Genomic DNA, 25,964 nt, shown 5'->3' on the forward strand with positions numbered 1-25,964 from the left:
TCGTCGACGGCATCGTCGCCGCCTCCGTCCCAGTCACTGGTCGAGGACGTGCCCACGTCCGGTGCGGCGTCTATCATGTGGGAAATCTGTCTCATTAAATGGGAGATCGCGATGAGTGTGACGGACGTCTTCGACGCGGTGGCCGGCACCTACGACGAGTCGCGCAGGCGGCTGGTGCCGTGCTTCGACGCCTTCTACGGCACCGCCGTCCAGGTGGCCGCGCCGCCGCTGCGCGCCGCGCTCGCCGCCGGGCGTACCCCCGAGGTGTTGGACCTGGGCGCGGGCACCGGGCTGCTCTCGCTGCTGCTGTCCGCCGCGGTGCCCGGGGTACGGCTGACCCTGGTGGACGGAGCGCCCGCGATGCTCGCCCGGGCCACCGACCAGTTGGCCGCGCGGTCCGTGCCACACCGGACGGTCCAGGCCGACCTGGCCGACGAACTGCCGCCGGGCCCGTACGACGCGGTGGTCAGCGCGCTCGCGATCCACCACCTGGACGACGCCGGCAAGCGCGCGCTCTACCGGCGGGCCGCCGACGCGCTGGCGCCGGGCGGGGTGTTCGTCAACGCCGAGCAGGTCGCCGGTCCGACCCCGGAGCTGGACCGGCGCTACGACGAGGTGTGGCTGGAGCGGATCGCCGAGCTGGGCGCGTCCCCCGCCGAGATCGGGGCCTCCCAGGCGCGGATGCGCCACGACCGGCCGGCGACCGTCGACGACCAGTGCCGGTGGCTCGCCGAGGCCGGTCTGGTCGACGTCGACTGCTACTTCAAGGAGTGGCGCTTCGCGGTGTTCGGCGGTCGCGTCCGGTGACGGTCGGCGGAATGTGCGTTTCGCCGTCCGGCCGCGAGCCGGTGAGCAGGGGGATGACTGTTGGTCATACCGCTGGGTAGTCTGCTCGACATGACTGCCAAGGTGACTCTGTCGTTCACCGACGAGACGATCGAGGAGGCGCGGCGGTTCGCCAAGCGCGAAGGGCTGTCGCTCTCCGCATGGATGGACCAGGCCGCCCGGGAGAAGGCGCTGCGCGAGGTCTTCACCGCGCACGCCGCCGCCGTGGGCCGCGCCGGCCTCGACCTGGAGTCCGCCGCCCTCGCCGACGCCCGCGAGGCGGGCATGGTCAACGACCTGCTCTCCGGCGGACGGCCGCGTGCTGCGTAGAGGCGAGGTCTGGCGCATCGAGGGCGCCCGCGAACGCCTCGGCCTCGTGATCAGCTCGGATGTCTACAACTCCACCGACGTACCCATCGTGATCGTGGTCGAGGTCGTCGAGGAATCGCTGCTGCGCGACTCCCCGCTCGCCGTCGCGATGGGCCGGTACGTGGTGATGCCCGACCGGATCTCCTCACCGATGAAGAAGTGGTTCACCGACTGCGTGGACGTCGCCGACACCGACACCATGCTCCGGGTCGGCCGCGCCCTGCGCATCCTCCAGCAACTCTGACCGTCGACCTCACCATCGCCGCCGGGCCCCGGTGCGCTGCCCGTTTCCGGCCCGACCCGCGACGGGCACCGCCGGGTAACCGGGCGTTCCTAGCGTCTCACCTCGTCACACCGACGAGGAGGAGCCGCCGTGAGCACGCTCACCAGCACCGCAGTCACCGCCGGACCCCCGACCGTCACCGGCCGCCGGCACACGCTCGACGACTGGCGTCCCGAGGACCCCGACTTCTGGCGGACGACCGGTGCGCCCATCGCCCGGCGCAACCTCTGGGTGTCGATCTTCGCCGAGCACGTCGGCTTCTCGGTGTGGAGCCTCTGGTCGGTGACCGTGCTCTTCCTCGGCCCCGCGTACGGCATCGACCCGGCCGGGAAGTTCCTGCTCACCGCCGTGCCGGCCGCCCTGGGCGCGGTGCTGCGACTGCCGTACACGCTCGCCGTGGCCCGCTTCGGTGGCCGCCGCTGGACGATCGTGAGCGCGCTGCTGCTGCTGGTGCCAGCGGTGCCGATGACGGTGCTGCTGGAACCAGGGGTGTCCTACTCCACGCTGATGGTGCTCGCCTGCCTCACCGGGGTCGGCGGCGGCAACTTCGCCTCCTCGATGGCGAACATCAACCTCTTCTACCCGCAGCGGCTCAAGGGGCGCGCCCTGGGCCTCAACGCCGGTGGCGGCAACCTGGGCGTACCGGCGGTGCAGCTGGTCGGGCTGGCGGTGCTGGCCACCGCCGGCGCCGCGTACCCCCGGCTGGTCCCGGCTGTCTACCTGCCGCTGATCGTGGTGGCCGCGCTCGCGGCGGCCCGCTGGCTGGACACCGTGCCCGGCGCGCGCAACGAGCCGGGAGCGCTGCGCGAGGCCGCCCGTGACCCGCACACCTGGATCATGTCGCTGCTCTACATCGGCACCTTCGGCTCGTTCATCGGCTTCGGGTTCGCGTTCGGCCAGGTGCTCCAGCTCCAGTTCGCCGACCGGTTCCCCACCCCCGTCGACGCCGCCTGGCTGACCTTCCTCGGTCCGCTGACCGGCTCGCTGGTCCGGCCGCTGGGCGGGCACCTCGCCGACCGGCTCGGCGGAGCCCGGGTGACCTTCTGGAACTTCGTGGCGATGGCCGCCGGCGCCACAGTCGTGCTGTACGCCGCCCGGGAACGCTCGTTCGGGCTCTACCTGACCGGTTTCCTCGCCCTGTTCGTCTTCTCCGGCGTCGGCAACGGCTCGACGTACAAGATGATCCCGGCGATCTTCCGGGCCCGGTCGGCGGACGCGGTGACGACCGGCCGGCACGCCCCGGAGGCCGCCGAGCGGTGGGCGCGACGGATGACCGGCGCGTTGATCGGCATCGCCGGCGCGGTGGGCGCGTCCGGCGGGGTGCTGGTCAACATCGCCTTCCGGCAGTCGTTCCTCGGCTCGGGCAACGCCGACGCCGCCTACCTGGCGTTCATCGGCTGGTACGCGCTGTGCTTCGTGGTGACCTGGGTCGTCTACCGTCGTCCGAGGGCCGGACGGCTCGTCGGCGTGTGAGCTGGGCCATTCCCGGCGTGCCGCCGCGCGGGGCCGCACCCCCGTTTTGACCTGCCGATGGGGCGCCGGGTATCGTTGCCTGCTGTTGTACGACATCCAGAGGCGTGCCCCATCAGGTACGCTTGGTCGTTCGTGCGCGCTGGTCCGGCCTGCAAGATCTGGTCACCTCGGCGCGCGACCCCAGACCGACGACGAGACAAGGTAGACCTGTGCGTACGTACAGCCCGAAGCCGGGTGAGATCGAGCGTCAGTGGCACGTCATCGACGCCTCTGATGTCGTGCTGGGCCGCCTGGCCACCCACGCCGCCACGTTGCTGCGTGGTAAGCACAAGCCGACTTTCGCGCCGCACGTCGACACGGGCGACTTCGTCGTCATCGTGAACGCGGGCAAGGTTGCGCTGACCGGCAACAAGCGCCAGACCAAGGTCGCTTACCGCCACTCCGGCTACCCGGGTGGCCTGAAGCAGATCGGCTACGACGAGCTGCTGACCAAGCGCCCCGAGCGGGCCATCGAGCTGGCTGTGAAGGGGATGCTCCCGCACAACAAGCTCGGCCGTCAGCTGATCAAGAAGCTGAAGGTCTACGCCGGTGCCGAGCACCCGCACCTCGCGCAGCAGCCGGTGCCGTTCGAGATCAAGCAGATCGCGCAGTGAGCGCGGGCGAAGGAAGCAGCATGACCGACATCACCGAGACCGAGGTTGCCCCGGAAGCCCCCGAGGCCACCGAGGCGCCGGCGCCCGTCGCCCGCGCGCCCCGTGGTGACCGGCCGATCCAGACCGTGGGTCGGCGCAAGGAGGCCATCGTCCGGGTCCGTATCGTCCCGGGCACCGGCAAGATCACCTGCAACGGCCAGGACCTCGAGGCCTACTTCCCGAGCAAGGTGCACCAGCAGCTCATCAAGGACCCGCTGGTCACCGCCGAGAAGCTCGACCAGTTCGACGTCATCGCCAACCTGCGTGGCGGCGGCACCACCGGCCAGGCCGGTGCGCTCCGTCTCGGCATCGCCCGCGCGCTGATCGTCAGCGAGCCGGACGACCGCCCGGCCCTCAAGAAGGCCGGCTTCCTCACCCGGGACGCCCGGGTCAAGGAGAGCAAGAAGTACGGCCTCAAGAAGGCCCGTAAGGCTCCCCAGTACTCGAAGCGCTGATCTTTCCCAGCGCGTTGTACTTCTGACGGACGGCCGGTCCGCCTCCCCTCGACCGGGGAGGTGGGCCGGCCGTTCCGCTTTCTCCTCATCGGCAGTGCTCATCGGAGGTTGGCGGGTATGGGTCGGTTGTTCGGCACGGACGGCGTACGCGGGCGCGCGAACGCGGATCTCACACCCGAATTGGCGCTCGCGCTCGCCGTGGCCGCCGCGCACACGCTCGCCGAGACGGATCGCAGCCATCCGCCGCTCGCGGTCGTCGGCCGGGACACCCGCGCCAGCGGCGAGATGCTGGAGGCGGCCGTGGTGGCCGGCCTGACCAGCGCCGGCGCGAACGTGGTGCGGGTCGGCGTGCTGCCCACCCCGGCGGTGGCGTTCCTCACCGCGGAGGCGAAGGCCGACCTCGGGGTGGTGCTCTCCGCGTCGCACAACCCGATGCCGGACAACGGCATCAAGCTCTTCGCCGCAGGCGGTCACAAGCTGCCCGACGAGATCGAGATGAAGATCGAGGCCGCCGTGGAGGCGAACGCCACCACCGCCTGGGACCGTCCGATCGGCGCCGGCGTCGGCCGGGTGCACGACCTTCTCGACGGCGCGGACCACTACGTGCAGCACCTGGTCGGCGCGCTGCCGCACCGGCTGGACGGGATCAAGGTCGTCGTCGACTGCGCCAACGGCGCGGCCAGCGAGGTGGCCCCGGTCGCCTACCGGGAGGCCGGCGCGGAGGTCGTGGCGATCCACGCCGAGCCCGACGGGCTGAACATCAACGACGACTGCGGCTCCAACCACATCGAGGCCCTGCGTGAGGCCGTGGTGCAGCACGGCGCCCACCTGGGCATCGCCCACGACGGCGACGCCGACCGGATCGTGGCGGTCAGCGCCGACGGCGACGAGGTCGACGGCGACCAGGTCATGGCGATCCTCGCGCTCGCCATGCGCGACGCCGGCACGCTCACCCAGGACACCCTGGTCGCCACCGTGATGAGCAACCTCGGCCTCCGGCTGGCCATGTCCGCGCAGGGCATCCGGCTGATCGAGACGAAGGTCGGCGACCGGTACGTGCTTGAGGAGCTGCGTGCCTCCGGGCTGGCGCTCGGCGGCGAGCAGAGCGGTCACATCGTCATGCCCGCCCACGCCACCACCGGCGACGGCGTGCTCACCGGCCTGCACCTGATGGCCCGGATGGCGGCCACCGGCCGGACCCTCGCCGAGCTGGCCTCGGTGGTCACCAAGCTGCCCCAGGTGCTGATCAACGTGCCGGTCGGCGACCGTACCGTGGGTGCCGCCGCACCGGCCGTCCGTGCCGAGGTCGAGCGGGCCGAGGCGGAGCTGGGCGAGACCGGTCGGGTGCTGCTGCGCCCGTCCGGCACCGAACCGCTGGTCCGGGTGATGGTCGAGGCGGCCACCGAGACGACGGCCCGCGAGGTCGCCGAGCGCATCGCCGCGCTGGTCCGGACCGCGAGCCCCGCGACGTCCTAGTGGGTCGCGCTGTGGAGCTGAACCGTCTACGACATCGGCTCCACAGCGCCAGCCCGACGACCCGGCGACCCGGCCGGCCCGGCCCGGTCGGCCGTTCGGGGCCGTTTCGCCGTTCGGAGCCCGTTCAGCCGTTCGGAGTCAGGGCGCGCAGCCGGGTGACCGCCTCGGTCAGCACCTCCGGGCGCTTGCAGAAGGCGAACCGGACCAGCCGCCGGCCCGCGTCGACGTCGTCGTAGAAGACCTGCGTGGGCACCGCCACCACGCCGCAACGCTCCGGCAGCCCGCGGCAGAACTCCATGCCGTCCCGGCCGCCGAGGGGCGTGATGTCGGCGGTCACGAAGTACGTCCCCTCCGGGGCGAGTACGTCGAAACCGGCGTCGGTGAGACCGCCGACGAGCTGGTCGCGGCGCCGCTGGAGACCGTCCCGGAAACCGGTGTAGTAGTCGTCGGGCAGAGCCAGCGCCACCGCGACCGCCGGTTGCAGCGGCGCGGCGTTGGTGAAGGTCAGGAACTGCTTCACCCGCAGCACCGCCGACACCAGCGCCGCCGGGCCGCTCACCCAGCCGACCTTCCAGCCCGTGCAGGAGAACGTCTTGCCGGCCGAGGAGATGCGCAACGTCCGCTCCCGCATCCCGGGCAGGCCGGCCAGCGGCACGTGCGGGCTCGACGCGTCGCTGAACACCAGGTGCTCGTACACCTCGTCGGTGACCGCGTACGCGCCGAACTCCTGGCACAGCTCCGCGACGAGCGTCAGCTCGGCCCGCGTGAACACCTTGCCGGTCGGGTTGTGTGGCGAGTTGAGCAGCACCAGACGGGTACGCGGGCCGAACGCCGCGCGCAGCGCCGCCGGGTCGAAGGCGTACCGGCCGCCGTCGGCGGGACGCAGCGTGACCGGCCGCCGGACCGCTCCGGCCAGGGCGATCGAGGCGGCGTACGAGTCGTAGTACGGCTCGAAGCAGACCACCTCGTCGCCCGGCTCGCAGAGAGCGAGGATGCTCGCCGCCACCGCCTCCGTCGCGCCCGCCGTGATCACGATCTCGCCGTCGGGGTCGTACTCCAGATCGTGGAACCGCCGCTGGTGGGCCGCGACGGCCGCGCGCAGGGCGGGGATCCCCGGACCGGGCGGGTACTGGTTCTGCCCGCCGCGCAGCGCCTCGGCGGCGGCGGCCAGCATCTCCGGCGGGCCGTCGGTGTCCGGGAAGCCCTGGCCGAGGTTGACCGCCCCGGTGCGCACGGCGAGGGCGGACATCTCGGCGAAGATCGTCGTACCGAACGGCCGCATCCGGGCCACCAGCGGGTCGACATCGGTGCTCGTCGTCACCTGCGCCAGCCTACGACCCCGGCACCCGCGCGGCCCCCTCCCCAGGCGCGCCGATCTTGCGGTAGCTGCCCCGACAAAAATCGCGTACAGGTCGAATCGACCCACCAGGACCGCAAGATCACGGGGGAAGGTGGTGGACGGGGCTCCTGTAATGGACTGATCGCTCAGATTCGGTGATTGATTAGCCGACTTTCGAGCATCCACGGTGAGCGAATCTGGGTTAGGCTGCGGGCCATGTGTGGAATCGTGGGATACGCGGGCGCGCGCCCCGCACTCGGCATCGTGCTCGACGGGCTGCGGCGACTGGAGTATCGCGGCTACGACTCGGCGGGCGTGGCGATCGTCTGCGAAGACCGGCTGCTGACCGAGAAGAAGGCCGGCAAGCTGGCCAACCTGGAGAAGGTGCTCTCCGAGCGGGCCGCCAACGACCCCGACGACTGCGCCGCCAGCCCGCTCGGCATCGGCGACGGCACCACGGGCATCGGGCACACCCGCTGGGCCACCCACGGCGGGCCCACCGACCGCAACGCCCACCCGCACGTCGCCCCCGACGGCCGGGTCGCGGTCATCCACAACGGCATCATCGAAAACTTCGCCAAGCTGCGCGCCGAGCTGGAGGCCGACGGCGTCCAGTTCACCAGCGACACCGACACCGAGTGCGCCGCCCACCTGCTCTCCGCCGCACTTGCCGACCTGCGCGCCGCCGGCCAGCCGGACGGCCCGCAGCTGCTCGCCGCCGGCATGCGGGTGGTCTGCCAGCGGCTGGAGGGCGCGTTCACGCTCCTCGCCGTGGACGCCGCCGTGCCCGGCGCGGTCGTCGGCGCCCGGCGCAACTCGCCGCTCGTGGTCGGTCGTGGCGACGGGGAGAACTACCTGGCCAGCGACGTGGCCGCGTTCATCGAGCACACCCGCGACGCGGTCGAGCTGGGCCAGGACCAGATCGTGCTGATCACCGGCGAGAGCATCGAGATCACCGACTTCGACGGCCAGCCCGCCACCGGCAAGGACTTCCACATCGACTGGGACTCCTCGGCTGCGGAGAAGGGCGGCTACGACTGGTTCATGCTCAAGGAGATCGAGGAGCAGCCGCAGGCCATCGCCGACACACTGCTCGGCCGGCTCACCGACACCGGTGAGATCGCCCTCGACGAGGTCCGCCTCAGCGACCAGGACCTGCGCGACGTCGACAAAATCTTCATCGTGGCCTGCGGCACGGCGTACCACTCCGGCATGGTCGCCAAGTACGCCATCGAGCACTGGACCCGGATCCCCTGCGAGGTCGAACTGGCGAGCGAGTTCCGCTACCGCGACCCGGTCCTCGACCGGTCCACCCTGATCGTGGTGATCTCGCAGTCCGGCGAGACGATGGACACCCTGATGGCGCTGCGCCACGCCAAGGAGCAGAAGGCCCGCGTGCTGGCCATCTGCAACACCAACGGCTCGACGATCCCCCGCGAGTCCGACGCCGTGCTCTACACCCACGGCGGGCCGGAGATCGCCGTCGCCTCCACCAAGGCGTTCCTCACCCAGCTCGTCGCCTGCTACCTGATCGGCCTGCACCTGGCCCAGGTGCGCGGCATCAAGTTCGCCGACGAGGTCGGCGCGGTCGTCGCCCAGCTCCAGGAGATGCCGGGCAAGCTGCGTGAGCTGCTGGACCGCATCGAGCCCGTCCGTGAGCTGGCCCGGGAGCTGAAGTCCGAGCCCACCGTGTTGTTCATCGGCCGGCACGTCGGCTACCCGGTGGCCCTGGAGGGCGCGCTGAAGCTCAAGGAGTTGGCGTACATGCACGCCGAGGGCTTCGCCGCCGGCGAGCTGAAGCACGGCCCGATCGCCCTGATCGACAAGGGCACCCCGGTGATCTGCGTGGTGCCCTCGCCGGTGGGTCGGGGGATGCTGCACGACAAGGTCGTCTCCAACATCCAGGAGGTACGGGCGCGCGGCGCCCGCACCATCGTGATCGCGGAGGAGGGCGACGAGGCCGTCGTCCGGTACGCCGACCACCTGATCTACGTGCCGCGTACGCCCACCCTGCTGGCCCCGCTGGTCACCACTGTGCCGTTGCAGGTGCTCGCCGCCGAGATCGCCGCCGCCCGGGGGCACGACGTGGACCAGCCCCGCAACCTGGCCAAGTCGGTAACCGTCGAATAAACCGCCGTTCACGTCCGGAGCCCCGGTCACCGCACCAGCGGTGGCCGGGGCTCGGCCGTCAGCGGCCCAACACGACACGGGCCATCCCGTCCAGCGCCGGGTTGCCCGGATCCCAGTAACCGGCGTGCCCACCGCGACCGCTGGGGAACACCCGCCCGCCGAAGCCGGGGTCGGCCGGATCGTGGCCGAACCACAGCTCGTGCCCCGTCCGATCGGGCCAGCCCAGCACCGCCGCGAGCGGGGCCGCACCGAGCAGGACACGCCTGCCCACCTCGTCGACGGGTCGCGCCAGCCGGATCACGTCGTCGGGTGCGCTGCTCGCCCAGACCTGCCCGGGCGGCACACCCAGCTCGGCGGCGTGCGCGGCACCGACCCCGGGTGAGCCGACGAACATCAGCGCGTCGGCGGCCAGACCGTGCTCCCGCGCCGCCATGCCCACCACCAGCGACCCGTAGCTGTGCCCGAGCACTGTCTGCCGGGCGGCCGGACCCTCATGGCTGGCCCGCAGTCCCTCCTGGAACCGGTGCAGCGCCCCGCCCGCGTCCCGGGCCTGACCCGTCGAGGCGGCCTCGGTCAGGAAGTCCGGTGCGTCGTAGTCCAACCACAGCACCGCCGCGCCGCGCTCCGACGGCGCGAGGGCCGCGCAGCGCTCCAGCACCCGGGCCGCCCGCCCCAGCTCGCCGGCGGCGTCGTCCAGGCCGGCGGTCATCCCCGGCACGTAGGTCAGCACCCGGTCGGCGTGGTCCGGGTCGCCGAGCGCCACCACCACCCGGCCCTCACCGGCCGGATCCAACCCCAGCAGGTACGCCCGTGGCTCCCCGGCCGCCAGCCGATCGGTGAGCGCGTCCAGGCCGGCCAGCTTCGCGGCGACCGCCCGCAGCCGCAGCGACGCGACCGGCCCCGGTGGCACCCGGGCAAGCAACCGTTGGCGCTCGGCCAGCAGCTCCCCGCGCCGGGCGCCGAGCAGCAGGCGGTTGGCCTGGTCACGGGCGGCCACCGGCACCCCGTCCAGGACACCGACCAGGGCCGGCTCGTGCCCCACCAGCCACCGTCGCTGCGCCGGGGTCAACCCGGCCCACCAGGCGTGGACCAGCCCCGGTGCGGCGCCGGGTGCCGGCCGACCGGGCGGTGGCGGCGACGCCCAGCCGGAGCGGGCGACCCCGGCCAGCTCGTCCAACCGGTCGGCGGCAGCCCGGTCCGCCGCGTCGGCGCCGTCGAGCGCCACGCGCAGCGCCTCCGTCACCCCGGCCACCGCCTCCGCCGCACCGGGCCGCGCCTCGGCGACCCGCACACCGCCGGACCGGTCCACCACCACACCGGCCCGCTCGGCCCGGACCACCGCCTCGGTGAGCCGCGCCTTCGCCACCACGAGGCGTCCGGCCAGCTCGGACAGCACCTGGTCCGCCTCGATCAGCGCGGGCGCGATCGACGTCAGCTCGCCCCGCAGACCACCCAGCCGTACGTCCGCCGCGGTGGCAGCCACACCGGACCAGTCGCCCCGCAGCCGTCCGGCCGCCCCGGACAGCTCACCGGCGCGCCGGTCGACCGGCCCGGTCAACCCCGCCCAGGCCGCCCCGGCCACCCGCCAGCCACCCGGGTCGGCGGCCCAGAGCTGCCGGTAGCCGACGGCGGTCACCGCGGCAGGGAGGCGAACCGACCGGCGGCGCGGTCGTCCACCGACTCGTACGCCTCCGCCGCCGCCCGTACCCCGCCGGCCGTGGCCGCCACCAGCGCGCCCAGCCGGCCGAACCAGGCGTGCCCGGCGGCCTCCAGCTCCACCAGGGACGCGGCGGCCCGCCAACCCGGGGCCGGCACCAGCAGGCCGGGCACCCCGGCCAGACCCGACGCCAACCCGTACGCCGCGTTGTCGAGCGCGGCGGCCACCACCCGCAGCGCCTCCGGCTGGACCGTCAACGGTTCCTCGGTCATGACCCCACCCCCACAGATCGGCATCGACGCCCCGACGCTAGGTGGGAGCCGGGCGCCCGGTCGTGCCCTGTGGACGGCGTCGACGGTCGTACGCCGGGGCTGTCCACAGGCGTTGCCCACGGCGGACCCGACGGCTAATCTGCCGCCGTCCCCGCCGGTAGGGTGAACTGGTGATCGTCGCGGTCGGCAGTCGACGTCGTCCTGGCCGACCCGCACACCCGCGAGCGGAACGGGGCACGGTGACATGAGACCGGTGTGGCGGGTGGCCGACGTACGGGCGGCCGAGGCGGGACTGATGGGCACGCTGCCCGAGGGCACGCTGATGCAGCGGGCCGCAGCCGGGCTGGCCCGCAGGGCGGCGCTGCTGCTCGCCGAGCGGGGCGGGGTGTACGGCGGCCGGGTGCTGCTGCTGGTGGGTTCCGGCGACAACGGCGGCGACGCGCTCTACGCGGGGGAGCGGCTGGCTCGGCGGGGCGTACGGGTGTCCGCCCTGCTGCTCACCCCCGGGCGGGCGCACGCGGCGGGGCTGGCGGCTCTGCGCGCCGCCGGTGGCCGGCTGGTGGACCACCCGGACGGCCCGGTCGACCTGGTCGTCGACGGCATCGTGGGGATCGGCGGCACCGGCGGGCTGCGGGCGAACGCCGACGACCTGGTCCGGCGCCTCGGTGACCTGCGCGGGCGCGACGGCGGTCGGGCGACCGTGCTGGCGGTCGACGTCCCCAGCGGCGTCGCGGTGGACACCGGGCACGTGCCGCTGTCCGCGTCCGGCCGACCCACGGCCGTCCGCGCCGACGTGACGGTGGCCTTCGGCGCGTTGAAGCCCGCACACGTGGTGGGGCCGGCCGCTGCCCTGGCCGGGCAGGTGGAGCTTGTCGACATCGGGCTGCGGCCGTGGCTGCGGGGCACCCCCGCGCTGCGGGTCACGGAGTGGTCCGACCTGGTCGACTGGTGGCCCCGGCTGGGTGCCTCGTCGGAGAAGTACACCCGGGGCGTGGTCGGTGTCGCGACCGGCTCGGCGACGTACCCGGGCGCGGCCGTGCTCTCCGTCGGTGGAGCCCTCGCCGGGCCGACCGGCCTGGTCCGGTACGCCGGCGGCGCCCGGGCCGAGGTGCTGCACCAGCACCCGTCGGTGATCGCCACCGGCCGGGTCGCCGACGCGGGCCGGGTGCAGGCCTGGGTGTGCGGCTCCGGGCTGGGCACCGGCGACGACGCGGCTGCCGAGTTGCGGGCCGTCCTGGCCGCCCCGGTGCCGGTGGTGCTCGACGCCGACGCGCTGACCCTGCTGGTGGACGGGTCGCTCGCCGACCGGCTGCGCGGCCGGGACGCCCCGATCGTGGTCACACCGCACGACCGCGAGTTCACCAGGCTCTGCGGCGAGGAGCCGGGCGCCGACCGGGTCGGCTCGGCGTTGCGACTGGCCGCCTGGATGAACGCGGTGGTGCTGCTCAAGGGCGACCGCACGGTGATCGGCACGCCGGACGGCCGGGCGTACGTCAACCCGACCGGCACCCCGGCGCTGGCCACCGGCGGCACCGGTGACGTGCTGGCCGGGCTGCTCGGCTCGCTGCTGGCGTCCGGGTTGCCCGCCGATCAGGCGGCGGCCTCGGCCGCGTACCTGCACGGGCTCGCCGGGCGGGAGGCGGCCCGGGGTGGGCCGGTGACCGCCCCCGACGTGGCGACGGCACTGCGTCCGGTCCTCGCCCGGCTGGGCTGATTGTCCCGTCCCGACCGGTTCGGTGTGTCGGGGCGTGCGTCGCCGCCCACGGTGATCACGGCGGAAAGTAGGCTGGGCGCATGTGGCAGGCCGAGGTACGCGTCGATCTTGATGCGATCCGTGCGAACGTGAGCCGACTCCGCTCCGGCACCACCGCCGAGCTGATGGCGGTGGTGAAGGCCGACGGGTACGGCCACGGCATGCTCCCGGCCGCCCGGGCCGCGCTCGACGCCGGGGCGGACTGGCTCGGGGTCTGCACCCTCGACGAGGCGCTCACGCTGCGCCGGGCCGGTGTGACAGTGCCGGTGCTCGCCTGGCTGCTCGCTCCGGGGCTGCCGCTGCACGAGGGTGTCGCCGCCGGGGTGGACCTCGCGGCGGCGAGCCTTCCGCAGCTGGACGAGATGATCGAGGCGAGTCGGCTCGCCGGGCGTCCCGCCCGGCTGCACCTGAAGATCGACACTGGGCTCTCCCGGGGTGGTGCGACGGTCGCCGACTGGCCGGCCCTGCTGGACGCCGCCGCGAAGGCGCAGGCCGACGGCCTGGTCGAGGTGGTCGGCGTGTGGAGCCACTTCGTGTACGCGGACATGCCGGGTCACCCGACGACCGACCGCCAGCTGGCCGTCTTCCACGAGGGGCTGGCGATGGTCGAGCGGGCCGGGTTGCGCCCCCGCTGGCGGCACCTGGCGAACTCGGCGGCCACCCTGACCCGCCCGGACACCCACTTCGACCTGGTCCGCCCCGGGCTGGCCATCTACGGCCTGTCCCCGGTGGCCGGCGAGACGTACGGGCTGAAGCCGGCGATGACCGCGCGCGCCCGGGTGATGCTCACCAAGCGGGTGCCCGCCGGGACCGGGGTGTCGTACGGCCACACCTACACGACGCCGGCGGACGCGAACCTGGCCGTGGTGCCGCTCGGGTACGCCGACGGGGTGCCCCGGCACGCCTCCAACAGCGGCCCGGTGCAGCTCGCCGGCAAGCGGCGCACCATCTCCGGGCGGGTCTGCATGGACCAGTTCGTGCTCGACTGCGGCGACGACCCGGTGGCCGACGGGGACGTGGCGACGCTCTTCGGCAGCGGCGCCGAGGGGGAGCCGACGGCCGACGACTGGGCCGAGGCGGTCGGCACGATCAACTACGAGATCGTCACCCGGTTCGGGGGGACCCGGGTGCCGCGCGTCTACGACGGCGAGACGCCGTGACTTCGTTCCGCGTTCCGCGCCCGCGTACGGCGGTCGGCCGGGTCGCCGGGATCGTCGGCGCGGCGGTCGGGGTGGCGGCGGCCGGCCTGGCCGCCGGTGTCGCGACCGAGCGCACCCTGGTCCGCCGGCTCAAGGCCGACCCGTCCGACCGCTACGCGCACGAGAGGTTCGGCGAGCAGCGGTACGACGAGGCGTTCCGGCTGGAGTTGCCGGACGGCACGGACATCCACGTCGAGGTGGTCGAGCCGACCCGGCCGGTGCCGGGGCACCCGACGGTGGTGCTGGTGCACGGCTTCTGCCTGGACATGGGCACGTTCCACTTCCAGCGCCAGATGCTGGCCGCCCGGGGTGACTACCGGGTCGTGGCGTACGACCAGCCCGGTCACGGCCGCTCGGGCCGGTTGGAGACCGGGGAGTACGACCTCGCGGTGCTCGGGCGGACGTTGCGTCGCGTCATCGACCGGACCGCCCCGGAGGGGCCGTTGGTGCTTGTCGGGCACTCGATGGGCGGCATGACGATCATGGCGTTCGCCGAGCTGTTCCCGGAGCTGTTCGGTGACCGGGTGGTGGGCACCGTCCTGATGGCCACGTCGGGCGGTCTGATCGCGGAGACCAAGCTGGTCGCGCCGGCGCTGCTCGGCCGGGTCGGCGGCCCGGTGCTGTACATGGTCAGCAACGCCACCCGGTACGGCGGCCCGGTGATCGACAAGGCCCGCAAGTCGACGTCGAACGTGGCCTGGCTGTTGACCCGCAAGTACGGCTTCGGCACCCGCAAGCCGAGCCCGGCGCTGGTGTCCTACGTGGAGACGATGAACTCCCGGACGTCGGCCGACACGGTGACCCGCTACCTGCGGACCCTGGCCACCCATTCGCGTTTCCCGGCGCTCGCGGCGCTGGCCGCGACTCCGGTGCTGGTGGTGGTCGGCGACAAGGACATGATCACTCCGGTGACCCACTCCGAGGAGATCGTCCGGCGGTTGCCGCACGCCGAGTTCGTGACGATCGAGGACAGCGGGCACGTGGTGATGTTGGAGCACGCCGACGAGGTCAACGCCGCGCTGTCGCGGTTCCTGGAGTCATTGCAGAGCGTGGAGGAACGGTGAGTCACGTCGTCAAGCTGCCGACCGTCGAGGACACCCGGGACTTCGGGCGGCGGCTGGCCGGGCTGCTGCGCGCCGGTGACCTCGTGCTGCTGACGGGTCCGCTGGGCGCCGGCAAGACCGCGCTCACGCAGGGCGTCGGCGCCGGGCTCGGTGTCCTCGGGGACATCACCTCGCCGACGTTCGTGATCGCCCGGGTGCACCGGCCCGATCCGGCCAGAGGCGGACGGGTGGCGTTGGTGCACGCCGACGCGTACCGGCTGGGTGACGCCACCGACCCGCGCGCCGAGATCGACGACCTGGACCTGGACGCCTCGGTGGACGATTCGGTGACCGTTGTGGAGTGGGGCGAGGGCCTGGTGGAGCAGTTGGTCGACGCGCACCTGCGGGTCCGTATCGACCGCCGCGACGACGACACCCGGGTCGTCGAGCTGGATCCGGTGGGGGGAGACTGGGCGCGGCGATTGGCCGACCTGAGAGGTTTCTGATGCCCGACGACGCCCCCACCCTGGATCTGCTGGCCCTGCTGCCGGAGCCGTGGCGTGCCGTGCTCACCCCGCACCTCGACCCGGCGCGCACCGCCGCGCTTGGCGAGTTCGTCGCCCGGGAGTACGCCACACAGACCGTCTTCCCGCCGCTCGACGACCTGTTCTCGGCGTACCGCCTCTGCCCGCCGCAGGGCACCCGGGTGCTGATCCTCGGGCAGGATCCCTACCACCGGGCCGGCCAGGCGCACGGGCTGAGTTTCAGCGTCCGCGACGGGGTGGCCGTGCCGCCGTCGCTGCGCAACGTCTTCAAGGAGCTGGGCGAGGACGTGGGCGTGCCCAAGCCGCGCAGTGGCAACCTCGACGGCTGGGCCGCGCAGGGCGTGTTGCTGCTCAACGCGGTGCTGACGGTCCGTCAGGCCACGCCGGGCTCGCACGCGAACGCCGGGTGGGAAGAGTTCACCGACGCCACCATCCGGGCGTTGGACGCGTCGCCGCAGCGGGTGGTCTTCCTGCTCTGGGGCGGGTACGCGCGGAAGAAGGCAGCCCTGGTCACCAACCCGCAGCACGTGGTGCTGGAGGCGGGGCACCCCAGCCCGATGAATCCGCGCGGCTTCCTGGGCAGCCGCCCGTTCAGCGCCGCCAACAAGGCTCTCGCCGACGCCGGTCTGCCCACCGTCGACTGGGAGCGCACCGCAGGCTGACCGCCGGTCCACCGGGCTGCCGACCGGTGGGTCAACCCCTGCCGGCCGGCTGCCGGGCCCGGTAGCGGCGCAGCAGCTCGGCCGCGCGTGGTTCGGTCAGTTCCAGCTCGACCAGCGGCACCACCCGGTAGCCGCGCCCGCCGTGGCGGACCTCGATGGTGTCGGGCAGCTCGTCTCCAGCCAGCGGGTGAACTGTTTCGAGTCCTGCCAGCGCAGGGCGATCTCGAGCGCGTCGACCGGCACCGGCGCGCCCTGTAGCAGCGCCGCGGTGCAACCGGTGAGCACCTGGGGGATGTCGGTGAGCCGGTCCAGCAGCCGGTCCAGGCCCAGCTCGTCGATCCGCTCGGCGATCGGCCGGGCGGCCAGCTCGTCGATCCGGGCGTCGAGGTGCGCGTCGAGCGGTTCCACCCCGACCACCAACTGCACGTCCATCGCGGCGAGCAGCGTCTCGAGGACGGCCAGGCTGGGCGCGCGGCTGCCGCTCTCGATGCGGGCCACCGCCGCCTGGCTGATCCCGGCCGCCTCGGCCAGCTCGCACTGGGTCAGCTCGCGCAGGTGTCGTTGCTGGCGGACGGTGTTGCCGAGAGCGGTGACAAGGCGTGTGGGCGACATCCCGGCATGGTGGACCACGCCAGGCCGCAGCGGATACCGCTGAGCCGGATTCGCGACTGCCGGGCACAGCCGGCTGGGCCCCGACTTTTACGCGATATACCTGTGAGTCATATCTATGACTCACAGGTATATCGCTCATCGGCGGATGCGGGACCAGGGCGTGGGCCTGCGCGACCGCGGTGGCGTACCCGACGTCCCACAGGCTGCGGGGGCGGGGCGGCCGCTGCGGCCCGCGAGGTGCCGCGACCGGGCGCGGCGGGCAGGCGCGGAACGAACGGGTCGGGTACGCGGGCGTGACGAGGCATCGGGGCGGGGCGTGGCCCGGAGGTCGAGGCGGGGCCGCTAGGCTGGCTTACCGTGCTCGTACTCGTGGTGGACAGCTCGACCCCTGCGGTGACCGCGGCGCTGGTGGAGGTCTCGGCGGACGGCGTCGCGTCCCGGGCGCACCGGTGCACCGTCGATGCCCGCGCGCACGGCGAACTGCTGGCGCCCCAGGTCGACGCGGTGCTCGCCGACGTCGACGCGCGTCCACGCGACCTGGCCGCCATCGTCGCCGGGCTCGGCCCGGGGCCGTTCACCGGGCTGCGGGTCGGCCTGGTCACCGCCGCCACGATGGGCCAGGTGCTCGGCATCCCCACGTACGGCGTCTGTTCGCTCGACGCCATCGGCCACCCGGCGGCGGCCGGCGAACCGGTGCTGGCCGCCAGCGACGCCCGCCGCAAGGAGCTCTACTGGGCCGTCTACGACGGTGCCGGCCAGCGCCTAGTCGGGCCCGAGGTCTCCACGCCCGCGGTGGCGGCAGCCCGCGCCCGCGAGCTGGGCGCGTTGGTCGCGGTCGGCGACGGGGCGCACCGGTACGCCGAGGTCCTGGATCTTCCGGTCCGGGTGGAGCCGCGCTACCCGGACGCGACGGTGCTGGCGCTGCTCGCCGGCGAGCGGATCCGGGCCGGGGCCCCCAGCGAGCGGCTCACCCCGCTCTACCTGCGCCGCCCGGACGCCGTGGCGGCCACCGGCCGCAAACCGGTCCTCCCGTGACGGCGGTACGGATCGAACCGTTCCGCTGGTGGCACATCGACGAGGTGCTGCCGACCGAGGCGGACCTGTTCGGCGCCGGAAAGTGGTCGGCGGCCATGTTCTGGAACGAGCTGGCCAACCGACACCACTACCGGGTCGCCACCGACGACGGCGGCACGGTGCTCGGTTACGCCGGGCTGGCCGGAGCACCACCCGACGAGGTGTGGGTACAGGTCATCGCCGTCCGGCGGGACGTGCAGCGGCGCGGCATCGGCCGCCTCCTGCTGGAGGACCTGCTCGCCGAGGCGGACCGACGCCACGCCCGCAGCACCCTGCTGGAGGTGGCCGTGGACAACGCCCCCGCCCAACGGCTCTACGCGACCTACGGGTTCGAGCCGATCGGGGTGCGACGCGGCTACTACCAAGCGACGAACACCGACGCGCTGGTCATGCAGCGCGACGCCGAACCGACCGGGGACGGACCACACGACCATGGCTGACGAACCGCTGATCCTGGGTATCGAGACCTCCTGCGACGAGACCGGAGTCGGCATCGTCCGGGGGCACACCCTGCTGGCCGACGCGCTCGCCTCAAGCGTCGAGGAGCACGCCCGGTTCGGAGGCGTGGTGCCCGAGGTGGCCAGCCGTGCCCACCTGGAAGCCATCGTGCCGACCATGCAGCGGGCGCTGACCGAGGCCGGCGTCACGCTCGCCGACATCGACGCGATAGCGGTCACCTCCGGACCCGGACTGGCCGGCGCGCTGCTGGTCGGTGTCGCCGCCGCCAAGGGGTACGCGCTCGCCGCCGAGAAACCCGTGTACGGCGTCAACCACCTGGCCGCGCACGTCGCCGTGGACACCCTGGAGCACGGCCCGCTGCCGGAACCCGCAATCGCGCTGCTGGTCTCCGGCGGGCACTCGTCGCTCCTGCTCGTCGACGACCTGGCGCGGGGCGTCACCCCGCTCGGCGCCACCATCGACGACGCGGCCGGCGAGGCGTTCGACAAGGTCGCCCGGCTGCTCGGCCTGCCGTTCCCCGGCGGCCCGCCCATCGACCGGGAAGCCCGCGCCGGCGACGCCGCCTCGATTGCCTTCCCGCGCGGCCTGACCGCCGCCAAGGACCTCGCGGCGCACCGGTACGACTTCTCGTTCTCCGGCCTGAAGACCGCAGTGGCCCGCTGGGTCGAGGCCCGTCAACGTGCCGGCGAGCCGGTGCCGGTGGCCGACGTGGCCGCGTCCTTCCAGGAGGCGGTCTGCGACGTGCTGACCAGCAAGGCGCTCGCCGCCTGCCGCGCACAGGGCATCGATACCCTGGTGATCGGCGGGGGAGTGGCCGCGAACTCGCGGCTGCGGGCGCTGGCCGAGCAGCGGGCCGAGAAGTACGGCATCCGGGTCCGGGTGCCCCGGCCGAAGCTGTGCACCGACAACGGGGCGATGGTGGCCGCGCTCGGTTCGCACCTGGTCGCCGCCGGCGTCGCCCCGAGCCGACTGGACCTGCCGGCCGACTCGGCGCTGCCGCTGACCACGGTCAGCGTGTGACGGGGGCGACGGACATGATCGTGCGGATGTGGGAGGCGCGGGCCGAGGCGTACGGGGTGGCCGACCTGATCACCTGGGTGTGTGACACCGCCCTGCCCGAGGTGGAACACGACCCGCTGCACGTGTCCAGCGAGGTCTTCTCCTCCACCGACCATCGGGTCGTGGTCATCTCCAAGTGGCGCAGCAACCCGCGCCCACTGCCCGATCCGCCCGCGCTGCTGGTGGCCCGCGCCCCGCACTCCTGGGACTTCACCCAGGTGGACCGCTGACCCGGGCCACCGACGACGCCGATGCTCAGTTGCGGCGCAGCATCCGGTAGGTGGCGATCCCGCCGGTGCCGAGCGCGGCGAGGAAGACCAGCCACACGACCGTGCTGCTGACCCCGACCTGAGGACCGGAGTTCGCACCGGCGGCGGCCAACAGGCCGTCCTTGCCCGGGGCGGGAAGCGCGGCCGGCGGCAGCTCCGGCCAGCGGACCAGCCCGGTGCTCTCCAGCATCTGCATGTGGTGCATCACGAAGCCGTTGGCGTCGTCGCAGAGCTTGCGGACTGTCGCGTCCCGGGTGCTGGCCCGCACCGCGCCGATCACCGGGAAGATCTTGCCGTGGGCAACCCGCAGCCGGGTCACGAAGATCTGGTCGAACCGGGCGCCGGAGGCGTTCTGCATCTCCGCCAGCCAGCCCTTCTGCTCGGCCGTCGGCTCGGAGGGGATTGTCGCGCCGAGCCTGTTGGCCGCCGTCACGACGAGTTCGTCGAGCTTCTGGTGCTCGTTGGCGATGCCGGCGCCGATCTCCCGGACCTTCGCCGACTGCCCCTTCTCGGCGGCCATCTGACCAGCCGGCATCTCCCAGAGCCCGGCCAGCCGCACACCGTTGAGCAGGGTCATGTCGGCGGCGTTGAGCTGCTGCCCGCCGGGCGCGGCGACCGCCACGCCGGGCAGGACGCCGACCCCGGCGATGATCGCGATGAGCAGCATCGCCGTCCGGTGGGTCCGGTTGCCCAGCCAGCGACGGGCGGATCTGAGCGGTGCCATGTCTGCGGTGCCTCCTCGGTCCGGACCGAAACGCGTCGGGACCGGGCAGCCGTACCCGCCGGCTGCCCGCCCGCCCACTGGTACGGACTGATCGTGTGATCAGTTCACCGTCGGCGACGCGGATCAGCGGGTGACGGCGAGGAAACCACCGAGCAGCAGCAGGGTGAGCGCGGCGACGGCGAAGAGCACCAGCAGCTCGCGGCGGCCGTGCCCGACGGCGGCGGCCCCGGTGGCCGCGTCGTCGGGCAGGGCCGGCAGGTCGCGGGTCAGCGCGGCCAGGTCACCGAGGGTACGGGCCGTCCACACCGCACCGACCCGGTCGGAGAACTCGTCAAGGGTGAGCCGGCCGGCCGTGGTGTGCCGGTGCAGCTCGGCGACCACCCGGTTGCGGTCGTCGTCGGAGGCACGCAGCTCGACATCCACGCCGGACAGGGTACGCGGATCAGCCCACGTCGAGGGGGTCGGCGAGGAGCCGTTCGAAGGCCAGTTCGGCGGCGCCGATCAGGGGCGCGTCCTCGCCCAGTTTGGGGGTGCGCAGCCGGACGTGTTCCAGGCAGGCGCCGAGCGCGTTGGAGTTGAGCCGGCTGCGGATCTGGGCGGCGGCGGCCAGATAGAGGTCACGCATGGTGCCGCCGAAGATGACCATCTCCGGGTTGAAGACGTTCACCAGGTTGGCGACCCCGAAGCCGAGCCAGTCACCCGCCTGCCGGACCGCCGTCTGGGCGCGGGCGTCGCCCCGGTCGGCGGCGTCGAAGACGGCCAGCAGCGCGTCGCGTCCCCGCGCGTCGGAGCGTCCCGCCGCCCGGAGCAGCCCGTGCTCGCCGATCTCGGTCTCCCAGCAACCCCGGGCGCCGCACTCGCAGGGCATCCCGTCGCGGACCACCTTCATGTGGCCGACCTCGCCGCCGTACCCGCCGTGCCCGGTGAGCCGGCGACCACCGGCGATGATGCCGGCGCCGACACCGACATCGCCGTACAGGTAGATGACGTTGTCGCAGCCGGCGGCCACTCCCCGGGCGTGTTCGGCGAACGCGGCAACGTCTGCCACGTTGCCGACCGTGATCGGTACGTCGAGGCCCAGTTCGGCGCCGAGAGCCGCGCCGATCGGCTCGTCCACCCAGCCGGTGGTCGGGCCGAGCCGCACCAGGCCGTCCTCGCGGCGGACCATGCCGCAGACCGCCACGCCGGTCCCGACACAGATCGCGTCGGGCGGCACCACCTGCTGCATCTCCTTGACCGCACCGGCCAGCAGCGGCGCCGCCTCGGCGGCCAGCAGGCCACGTGGCCGGTCCAGATCCCGCCGGTCCAGGACCGCGCCACCCAGCCCGATCCGGGCGGCGCGCAGCCGGTCCACCTCGACGGAGTACGCGTACGCGTAGACCCGCGCGGACTCGGGCCGGACGACGAGTGACGGTCGTCCGGCCCGCCCGGTCTCCTTCGGTGCCCCCTCGCTGACCAGTCCCACCGAGGACAGGTCGGCGGTGAGCGCGCCGATGGTGCTGCGGTTGAGGCCCAGCGTGGTGGTCAGTTCGGCACGCGTGGTCGCACCGTGGACGTGTACGTGCCGTAGCAGGGCACCGAGGTTCTGCCGTCGGACATCGTCCTGGCTCGGTCCTGCGCGCATGGCGGTGCTACCTCCTGCGCGGTCAACGGGTACCGGTGGCTGCCGCGCGGCGGCGGGAGAGCGCGTCGACGCTCGCGGCGAGCAACAGTACGACACCGGTGACCACGTACTTGACTCCCGCGGTGTATCCCATCAGGCCCATTCCGTTCTCGATGACCGCGACCACCGCGCCGCCGAGCACGGCGTCGAAGACGCGGCCCTTGCCACCGAACAGGCTGGTGCCGCCGATCACCGCTGCGCCGACCGCATAGAGCAGTACGTTACTGCCCCCGGTGTTCGGGTCGACCGAGTTGGCCCGGCTGGCCGCCACGATGCCACCAATGGCGGCCATGGACGAGCAGATCACGAAGACGGAGATCCGGATCCGGTCGACTCCGATGCCGGCCCGGCGGGCCGCTTCCCGGTTGCCGCCCACGGCGTAGATGTGCCGGCCGTAGCTGGTGCGCTGCAGCACGAAGGTCCAGATGACCAGCAGCACCGCGATGATCGGCACCACGATCGGCACACCCTTGAGCGAGACGATGAGGACGTTGCGGCTGCGCTCCAGGTTGAGCACGTACACTGCGGTGCCGAGGATGACGGCGAGCCCGGCGATCCGCAGCGCCACCACCGCGATCGGGTCGGTGATCAGACCACGTGCCGCCCGGTTGCGGTGGCGTAGCAGTTGCACCGCCGCGTAGCCCACGACGGCGACGGCGGTCAGCGCCCAGCCCAGCGCGGGGGCGAGGTTGCGGTTGGCGATGGCGACCAGCACCTCGTCGCGGACGGAGATGTTGGTGCCCTCCTGCACGAGCAGCAACACGACGCCCTGGAAGGCGAGGAAGCCGGCGAGGGTGACCACGAAGGACGGAACACCGATCTTCGCGACGAGCAGGCCGAGCGTGGTGCCGATGACCACACCGGTGGCGACCGCGGCGAGCACCGCGACCCACCAGGGGTAGCCGAGCACTGTGACCACATTGGCCAGCACCGCCGCGCAGACGCCGCTGGCGAAGCCGGCGGAGAGGTCGATCTCGCCGAGCAGCAGCACGAAGACCAGGCCCATCGCGATCAGCGTGACCGCCGCGCCCTGGGTGAAGAGGTTGGCAAAGTTGCCGGCCGACAGGAACGACGACGGCCGCATGATCGCGAAGACGGTGCAGAGCACGATCAGGCCGAGCACGGCCGGCAACGCGCCGACGTCGCCACCGCGTACCCGACTCAGGTAGTTGCGGACGTGGCCCCCGACGGTCGGCGTCGGTGTGACGGCCGCCGGGCCGTCCTTGCGCACGGCGGTGGTGGTCATCGGAGACCTCCTGAGGTCGAGTCGGCCGGCTGCGCGCCGTCGCCGTTGCTGCCCGGGTCGGTGGCGAGGCCGAGCCCGCCCGAGCGCCCGGCGGTGATCAGCTCGACCACCTGGGCGTGGGTGATGTCGGTGGTCTTCACCTGGGCGACCATCTGGCCGAGGTACAGCGCGGCGATCCGGTCGGAGACGGCGAAGACGTCGTTCATGTTGTGTGAGATGAGCACCACGGCCAGGCCGTTGTCGGCGAGTCGGCGGACCAGCTCGAGCACCTGCGCGGTCTGTGCCACGCCGAGGGCCGCGGTGGGCTCGTCCAGGATGACCAGCTTGCTGTTCCACAGCACCGCCTTGGCGATGGCCACGGTCTGGCGCTGGCCGCCGGAGAGGCTGGACACATGCTGACGCAGCGAGGTGACGGTGCGGATGGAGAGCCCTGCCAGCGTCTCGGCGGCGAGCTGTTCCATGGTCGGCTCGTCCAGGACGATGCCGCTGCGCCTCTCCCGACCGAGGAACATGTTCTGCACGATGTCCAGGTTGTCGCAGAGCGCGAGGTCCTGGTAGACGACCTCGATGCCGAGCGTGGCGGCGTCGCGGGGGCTGCCGATGTGCACAGGTTCACCGTTGAACAGGAACTCTCCGGCGTCGGTGGGGTGGATGCCGCTGATGCACTTCACCAGGGTCGACTTTCCGGCGCCGTTGTCGCCGACCAGTGCGGTCACCTCGCCTGGGTGGACGGTCAGGGCGACGTCGCGGAGCACCTGGACGGGACCGAAGCTCTTGTCGATCCCGCGGAGTTCCAGCAGGGGGGTCGCGGACACGGGGTCTCCTTCTTAAGGGAGGGTCGGGGCCCGTCCGGCGGGCGCCGCCCGGCACGGGAGGGTGCTCCCGTGCCGGGCGGCGGTGGTCGTTCCGGCGGGTACTGCGGCGTCGGTCAGCTGATGCCGGCTTCGGCGCAGAACTTGGCGTACGCCGCGGTGCAGACCTGTTCCTTGGTCGCGTAGCCGTCGGCGATGACGTCCTTGACGTTGTCCTTGTAGATGGCCTTCGGGGTGAGCAGCACCGAGGGGACGTCGCGGTCACCGTCCTTCACCGACTGGCCGGTGTCCTTCTTCTCGCCCTTGGCCAGCGCGATGGCCAGGTCCGCGGCGGCCTTGGCCTCTTCCCGGACTGCCTTGTAGACGGTCATGCACTGGTCACCGGCGAGGATGTTCTGCAGGCCCTCCACGCTGGCGTCCTGCCCGGTCACCGGCACCTTGCCGTTGATCTTGTTCTTCTTCAGGATCGAGATGGCGGCGTTGCCGAGAGTGTCGTTGGCGGCCAGCACGCCGTCGATCTTGCCCTTGGTCGCGGTGAGCTGCTGCTCGAAGATGGTCGCGGCGGTGGGGCCGTCCCAGCCCGGCACGGCGTCGTCCGGGCCCTTGGTGTATTCCTTGCTGTCGAACTTCGGCTTGAGCACCGAGTCGTAGCCGTTCTTGAACAGGGTGGCGTTGTTGTCGGTGGGGGAGCCGTTCAGGTACGCCACGACCGGGTTCTTGGCGTTCTTCTCGGTCAGGCACTTCGCCAGACCCTCGCCCTGGAGCTTGCCGACGGTCTCGTTGTCGAAGCTGACGTAGTACTGGGCGGAGCCGCCGAGGGTGAGCCGGTCGTAGTCGATGGTGGCGATGCCCTGCGACTTGGCCTTGTCGAGCACGGCCTTGCCGGTGCCGGAGTCCAGGTTGACGATCATCAGGGCGGTGACGCCGCCGGTGATCATCTGGTCGGCGATGGTCTGGAAGGCGGCCTTGTCGTTCTGGGCGTTCTGAATGTCGGACTGGACGCCGGCGGCCTTGAACGCCTCCTCCAGGAAGCGGCGGTCCGCCGTCTCCCAGCGGGGGGAGGACTTGCTGTCCGGAAGGATCACGCCGATCTTGGGGGTCTTTTTGGAGTCGGTCGAGCCGGTGCCGGAGTCGTCGCTACAGGCGGTCAAGCCGCCGGTCGCGAGCAGGCCCACGGCGGCGATGGTGAGGATCCCCTTACGCATGTGCAGGGTCCTTTCGGAGGTGGGGGAGGTGTTGTTTTGTTGTGCCCGGCAACGTATTTCGCGTCACACCGGCTCCACAAGACCGCGCAGGTGCATAGTTTGTTGGGAGCGATAACAATTCAGCAACGCGACTGTTACTCCCCGGGTATCCCACGGGGGAGTAGACGTAACGAAGACCGTCAGTGGGTCTGCAACGGCGCGGTGCGGGCGTCGGTCAGCGCCACCAGATCCGCCGCGGCCAGTTCGAGTTGCAGACCGCGCCGACCAGCCGAGACGTAGATCGTCGGGAATGCCAGCGCGGAGTCGTCCAGCACGGTGGGCAGCCGCTTGCGCTGCCCGAGCGGGCTGATCCCGCCGCGTACGTAGCCGGTTGCCCGCTCGGCGACCGCCCGGTCGGCCAGCACCGCCCGCTTGCCACCCACGGCCGACGCGAGCGCCTTCAGATCCAGCTCGCCGGTGACCGGAACGACCGCCACGGTCAGTGCACCGTCGACCTCGGTCACCAGCGACTTGAACACGCGCTCCGGTGGCACGCCGAGCGCCGCCGCCACCAGGGCGCCGTAGTTCGGGGCGTCCGGTGCCACCCGGTACGGATGGGTGCGATGCGCCACCCCATGCTTGACCACCAGTGCCGTCGCCGGAGTGCCCTGTCCTGCCACACCGGCGAC

Annotated in this window: 28 protein-coding genes; 17 read left to right on the forward strand and 11 right to left on the reverse strand. The window is 72.6% G+C overall.

All coding sequences use genetic code 11. The features are described from left to right. Nucleotides 1-111 precede the first annotated feature (111 nt). The 7 genes from ABZS77_RS18440 to glmM all read left to right on the forward strand — a co-directional run bounded on the left by ABZS77_RS18440 (nucleotide 112) and on the right by glmM (nucleotide 5,573). Nucleotides 112-807 carry a class I SAM-dependent methyltransferase gene (locus ABZS77_RS18440; RefSeq protein WP_354823972.1) on the forward strand — a complete coding sequence of 232 codons (696 nt, stop codon included), beginning with the start codon at nucleotides 112-114 and terminating at the stop codon, nucleotides 805-807. A gap of 90 nt (nucleotides 808-897) precedes the next feature. Beyond that, nucleotides 898-1,155, forward strand: coding sequence for a DUF6364 family protein (locus ABZS77_RS18445; RefSeq protein WP_141911149.1), 258 nt, complete (start codon nucleotides 898-900; stop codon nucleotides 1,153-1,155). Beyond that, nucleotides 1,145-1,438 (forward strand): hypothetical protein, encoded by a 294-nt coding sequence (locus ABZS77_RS18450; protein ID WP_354823974.1) that lies wholly within the window; start codon nucleotides 1,145-1,147, stop codon nucleotides 1,436-1,438. Before ABZS77_RS18445 ends, ABZS77_RS18450 begins: the two co-directional genes overlap by 11 nt. A gap of 129 nt (nucleotides 1,439-1,567) precedes the next feature. After that, nucleotides 1,568-2,950 (forward strand): nitrate/nitrite transporter, encoded by a 1,383-nt coding sequence (locus tag ABZS77_RS18455; protein ID WP_354823976.1) that lies wholly within the window; start codon nucleotides 1,568-1,570, stop codon nucleotides 2,948-2,950. A 209-nt stretch (nucleotides 2,951-3,159) separates the two neighbouring features. Further along, nucleotides 3,160-3,603: a 50S ribosomal protein L13 gene (rplM, locus tag ABZS77_RS18460; protein WP_053653864.1), complete on the forward strand. Its 444-nt coding sequence runs from the start codon at nucleotides 3,160-3,162 to the stop codon at nucleotides 3,601-3,603. A 20-nt stretch (nucleotides 3,604-3,623) separates the two neighbouring features. After that, complete coding sequence (gene rpsI / locus ABZS77_RS18465) at nucleotides 3,624-4,097, forward strand: 30S ribosomal protein S9 (protein WP_354823978.1); 474 nt, start codon at nucleotides 3,624-3,626, stop codon at nucleotides 4,095-4,097. A 117-nt stretch (nucleotides 4,098-4,214) separates the two neighbouring features. Then, nucleotides 4,215-5,573, forward strand: coding sequence for a phosphoglucosamine mutase (gene glmM / locus ABZS77_RS18470; protein ID WP_354823980.1), 1,359 nt, complete (start codon nucleotides 4,215-4,217; stop codon nucleotides 5,571-5,573). Nucleotides 5,574-5,697: 124 nt separating this feature from the next. Here glmM and ABZS77_RS18475 read toward each other — a convergent pair whose 3' ends face one another. Next, nucleotides 5,698-6,894, reverse strand: a complete 1,197-nt coding sequence (locus ABZS77_RS18475; RefSeq protein WP_354823982.1) for a pyridoxal phosphate-dependent aminotransferase — start codon at nucleotides 6,892-6,894, stop codon at nucleotides 5,698-5,700. 234 nt (nucleotides 6,895-7,128) lie between these two features. Here ABZS77_RS18475 and glmS point away from each other — a divergent pair, with 234 nt between their 5' ends. After that, complete coding sequence (gene glmS, locus ABZS77_RS18480) at nucleotides 7,129-9,042, forward strand: glutamine--fructose-6-phosphate transaminase (isomerizing) (protein WP_354823984.1); 1,914 nt, start codon at nucleotides 7,129-7,131, stop codon at nucleotides 9,040-9,042. A gap of 58 nt (nucleotides 9,043-9,100) precedes the next feature. On the opposite strand, the gene ABZS77_RS18485 is transcribed toward glmS, so the two are convergent. Together ABZS77_RS18485 and ABZS77_RS18490 are read right to left on the reverse strand one after the other, a co-directional pair. Then, on the reverse strand, nucleotides 9,101-10,678 hold the full coding sequence (locus ABZS77_RS18485) for an alpha/beta hydrolase (RefSeq protein WP_354823986.1): 1,578 nt from the start codon (nucleotides 10,676-10,678) through the stop codon (nucleotides 9,101-9,103). Beyond that, nucleotides 10,675-10,971: a type VII secretion target gene (locus ABZS77_RS18490; protein WP_354823988.1), complete on the reverse strand. Its 297-nt coding sequence runs from the start codon at nucleotides 10,969-10,971 to the stop codon at nucleotides 10,675-10,677. Before ABZS77_RS18490 ends, ABZS77_RS18485 begins: the two co-directional genes overlap by 4 nt. A gap of 244 nt (nucleotides 10,972-11,215) precedes the next feature. Between ABZS77_RS18490 and ABZS77_RS18495 the strand changes: the two genes are divergently transcribed. The 5 genes from ABZS77_RS18495 (at nucleotide 11,216) to ung (ending at nucleotide 16,173) form a co-directional block, all read left to right on the forward strand. Continuing rightward, nucleotides 11,216-12,685, forward strand: a complete 1,470-nt coding sequence (locus ABZS77_RS18495) for an NAD(P)H-hydrate dehydratase (protein WP_354823990.1) — start codon at nucleotides 11,216-11,218, stop codon at nucleotides 12,683-12,685. 80 nt (nucleotides 12,686-12,765) lie between these two features. Then, entirely contained in the window at nucleotides 12,766-13,884 is a 1,119-nt protein-coding gene (gene alr, locus ABZS77_RS18500) for an alanine racemase (protein WP_354823992.1), read from the forward strand. Continuing rightward, a complete protein-coding gene (locus ABZS77_RS18505) occupies nucleotides 13,881-14,987 on the forward strand; it encodes an alpha/beta hydrolase (protein ID WP_354823994.1) in 1,107 nt (368 codons plus the stop codon). The genes alr and ABZS77_RS18505 overlap by 4 nt, the downstream gene beginning before the upstream one ends. Then, nucleotides 14,984-15,472 (forward strand): tRNA (adenosine(37)-N6)-threonylcarbamoyltransferase complex ATPase subunit type 1 TsaE, encoded by a 489-nt coding sequence (tsaE, locus tag ABZS77_RS18510; protein ID WP_354823996.1) that lies wholly within the window; start codon nucleotides 14,984-14,986, stop codon nucleotides 15,470-15,472. Before ABZS77_RS18505 ends, tsaE begins: the two co-directional genes overlap by 4 nt. Then, nucleotides 15,472-16,173, forward strand: coding sequence for a uracil-DNA glycosylase (gene ung / locus ABZS77_RS18515; protein ID WP_354823998.1), 702 nt, complete (start codon nucleotides 15,472-15,474; stop codon nucleotides 16,171-16,173). The genes tsaE and ung overlap by 1 nt, the downstream gene beginning before the upstream one ends. 96 nt (nucleotides 16,174-16,269) lie before the next feature. Here the strand turns inward: ung and ABZS77_RS18520 are convergent, their stop codons facing one another. Then, on the reverse strand, nucleotides 16,270-16,785 hold the full coding sequence (locus tag ABZS77_RS18520) for a helix-turn-helix transcriptional regulator (protein WP_354824000.1): 516 nt from the start codon (nucleotides 16,783-16,785) through the stop codon (nucleotides 16,270-16,272). A gap of 357 nt (nucleotides 16,786-17,142) precedes the next feature. Between ABZS77_RS18520 and tsaB the strand changes: the two genes are divergently transcribed. Genes tsaB through ABZS77_RS18540 form a run of 4 tightly spaced genes read left to right on the forward strand, consistent with a single transcriptional unit; the run spans nucleotide 17,143 to nucleotide 19,607 of the window. After that, the gene (tsaB, locus tag ABZS77_RS18525) at nucleotides 17,143-17,820 is read left to right on the forward strand and encodes a tRNA (adenosine(37)-N6)-threonylcarbamoyltransferase complex dimerization subunit type 1 TsaB (RefSeq protein ID WP_354824002.1); all 678 of its coding nucleotides are present in this window, start codon (nucleotides 17,143-17,145) and stop codon (nucleotides 17,818-17,820) included. Further along, nucleotides 17,817-18,299, forward strand: a complete 483-nt coding sequence (rimI, locus tag ABZS77_RS18530; protein ID WP_354824004.1) for a ribosomal protein S18-alanine N-acetyltransferase — start codon at nucleotides 17,817-17,819, stop codon at nucleotides 18,297-18,299. The genes tsaB and rimI overlap by 4 nt, the downstream gene beginning before the upstream one ends. Continuing rightward, a complete protein-coding gene (gene tsaD / locus ABZS77_RS18535) occupies nucleotides 18,292-19,338 on the forward strand; it encodes a tRNA (adenosine(37)-N6)-threonylcarbamoyltransferase complex transferase subunit TsaD (protein WP_354824006.1) in 1,047 nt (348 codons plus the stop codon). Before rimI ends, tsaD begins: the two co-directional genes overlap by 8 nt. Before the next feature lie 14 nt (nucleotides 19,339-19,352). Further along, nucleotides 19,353-19,607: a hypothetical protein gene (locus ABZS77_RS18540; RefSeq protein WP_030330028.1), complete on the forward strand. Its 255-nt coding sequence runs from the start codon at nucleotides 19,353-19,355 to the stop codon at nucleotides 19,605-19,607. A gap of 25 nt (nucleotides 19,608-19,632) precedes the next feature. On the opposite strand, the gene ABZS77_RS18545 is transcribed toward ABZS77_RS18540, so the two are convergent. The 7 genes from ABZS77_RS18545 to ybaK all read right to left on the reverse strand — a co-directional run bounded on the left by ABZS77_RS18545 (nucleotide 19,633) and on the right by ybaK (nucleotide 25,955). Beyond that, nucleotides 19,633-20,370: a DUF4142 domain-containing protein gene (locus tag ABZS77_RS18545; RefSeq protein ID WP_354824008.1), complete on the reverse strand. Its 738-nt coding sequence runs from the start codon at nucleotides 20,368-20,370 to the stop codon at nucleotides 19,633-19,635. A 123-nt stretch (nucleotides 20,371-20,493) separates the two neighbouring features. After that, nucleotides 20,494-20,793 carry a DUF1707 domain-containing protein gene (locus ABZS77_RS18550; RefSeq protein WP_354824010.1) on the reverse strand — a complete coding sequence of 100 codons (300 nt, stop codon included), beginning with the start codon at nucleotides 20,791-20,793 and terminating at the stop codon, nucleotides 20,494-20,496. A 19-nt stretch (nucleotides 20,794-20,812) separates the two neighbouring features. Next, nucleotides 20,813-21,994: an ROK family protein gene (locus tag ABZS77_RS18555; RefSeq protein ID WP_354824012.1), complete on the reverse strand. Its 1,182-nt coding sequence runs from the start codon at nucleotides 21,992-21,994 to the stop codon at nucleotides 20,813-20,815. Between the two features lie 22 nt (nucleotides 21,995-22,016). Next, entirely contained in the window at nucleotides 22,017-23,279 is a 1,263-nt protein-coding gene (locus ABZS77_RS18560; RefSeq protein ID WP_354824014.1) for an ABC transporter permease, read from the reverse strand. Further along, complete coding sequence (locus tag ABZS77_RS18565; protein ID WP_354824016.1) at nucleotides 23,276-24,094, reverse strand: ATP-binding cassette domain-containing protein; 819 nt, start codon at nucleotides 24,092-24,094, stop codon at nucleotides 23,276-23,278. Before ABZS77_RS18565 ends, ABZS77_RS18560 begins: the two co-directional genes overlap by 4 nt. Nucleotides 24,095-24,207: 113 nt before the next feature. Further along, on the reverse strand, nucleotides 24,208-25,296 hold the full coding sequence (locus tag ABZS77_RS18570) for a substrate-binding domain-containing protein (protein WP_354824018.1): 1,089 nt from the start codon (nucleotides 25,294-25,296) through the stop codon (nucleotides 24,208-24,210). Nucleotides 25,297-25,475: 179 nt separating this feature from the next. Next, the gene (gene ybaK / locus ABZS77_RS18575; RefSeq protein ID WP_354824020.1) at nucleotides 25,476-25,955 is read right to left on the reverse strand and encodes a Cys-tRNA(Pro) deacylase; all 480 of its coding nucleotides are present in this window, start codon (nucleotides 25,953-25,955) and stop codon (nucleotides 25,476-25,478) included. Between the last annotated feature and the right edge of the window lie 9 nt (nucleotides 25,956-25,964).

The sequence above is a fragment of the Micromonospora sp. NPDC005298 genome, assembly GCF_040607375.1.
Lineage (GTDB): Bacteria > Actinomycetota > Actinomycetes > Mycobacteriales > Micromonosporaceae > Micromonospora.

Coding starts and splice junctions, on each gene's coding strand:
- ABZS77_RS18440 (WP_354823972.1), top strand. CDS start 112: ATGAGTGTGACGGACGTCTTCGACGCGGTGGCCGGCACCTACGACGAG.
- ABZS77_RS18445 (WP_141911149.1), top strand. CDS start 898: ATGACTGCCAAGGTGACTCTGTCGTTCACCGACGAGACGATCGAGGAG.
- rpsI (WP_354823978.1), top strand. CDS start 3,624: ATGACCGACATCACCGAGACCGAGGTTGCCCCGGAAGCCCCCGAGGCC.
- glmM (WP_354823980.1), top strand. CDS start 4,215: ATGGGTCGGTTGTTCGGCACGGACGGCGTACGCGGGCGCGCGAACGCG.
- glmS (WP_354823984.1), top strand. CDS start 7,129: ATGTGTGGAATCGTGGGATACGCGGGCGCGCGCCCCGCACTCGGCATC.
- ABZS77_RS18490 (WP_354823988.1), bottom strand. CDS start 10,971: ATGACCGAGGAACCGTTGACGGTCCAGCCGGAGGCGCTGCGGGTGGTG.
- ABZS77_RS18495 (WP_354823990.1), top strand. CDS start 11,216: ATGAGACCGGTGTGGCGGGTGGCCGACGTACGGGCGGCCGAGGCGGGA.
- alr (WP_354823992.1), top strand. CDS start 12,766: ATGTGGCAGGCCGAGGTACGCGTCGATCTTGATGCGATCCGTGCGAAC.
- ung (WP_354823998.1), top strand. CDS start 15,472: ATGCCCGACGACGCCCCCACCCTGGATCTGCTGGCCCTGCTGCCGGAG.
- ABZS77_RS18520 (WP_354824000.1), bottom strand. CDS start 16,785: ATGTCGCCCACACGCCTTGTCACCGCTCTCGGCAACACCGTCCGCCAG.
- tsaD (WP_354824006.1), top strand. CDS start 18,292: ATGGCTGACGAACCGCTGATCCTGGGTATCGAGACCTCCTGCGACGAG.
- ABZS77_RS18540 (WP_030330028.1), top strand. CDS start 19,353: ATGATCGTGCGGATGTGGGAGGCGCGGGCCGAGGCGTACGGGGTGGCC.
- ABZS77_RS18545 (WP_354824008.1), bottom strand. CDS start 20,370: ATGGCACCGCTCAGATCCGCCCGTCGCTGGCTGGGCAACCGGACCCAC.
- ABZS77_RS18555 (WP_354824012.1), bottom strand. CDS start 21,994: ATGCGCGCAGGACCGAGCCAGGACGATGTCCGACGGCAGAACCTCGGT.
- ABZS77_RS18560 (WP_354824014.1), bottom strand. CDS start 23,279: ATGACCACCACCGCCGTGCGCAAGGACGGCCCGGCGGCCGTCACACCG.
- ABZS77_RS18570 (WP_354824018.1), bottom strand. CDS start 25,296: ATGCGTAAGGGGATCCTCACCATCGCCGCCGTGGGCCTGCTCGCGACC.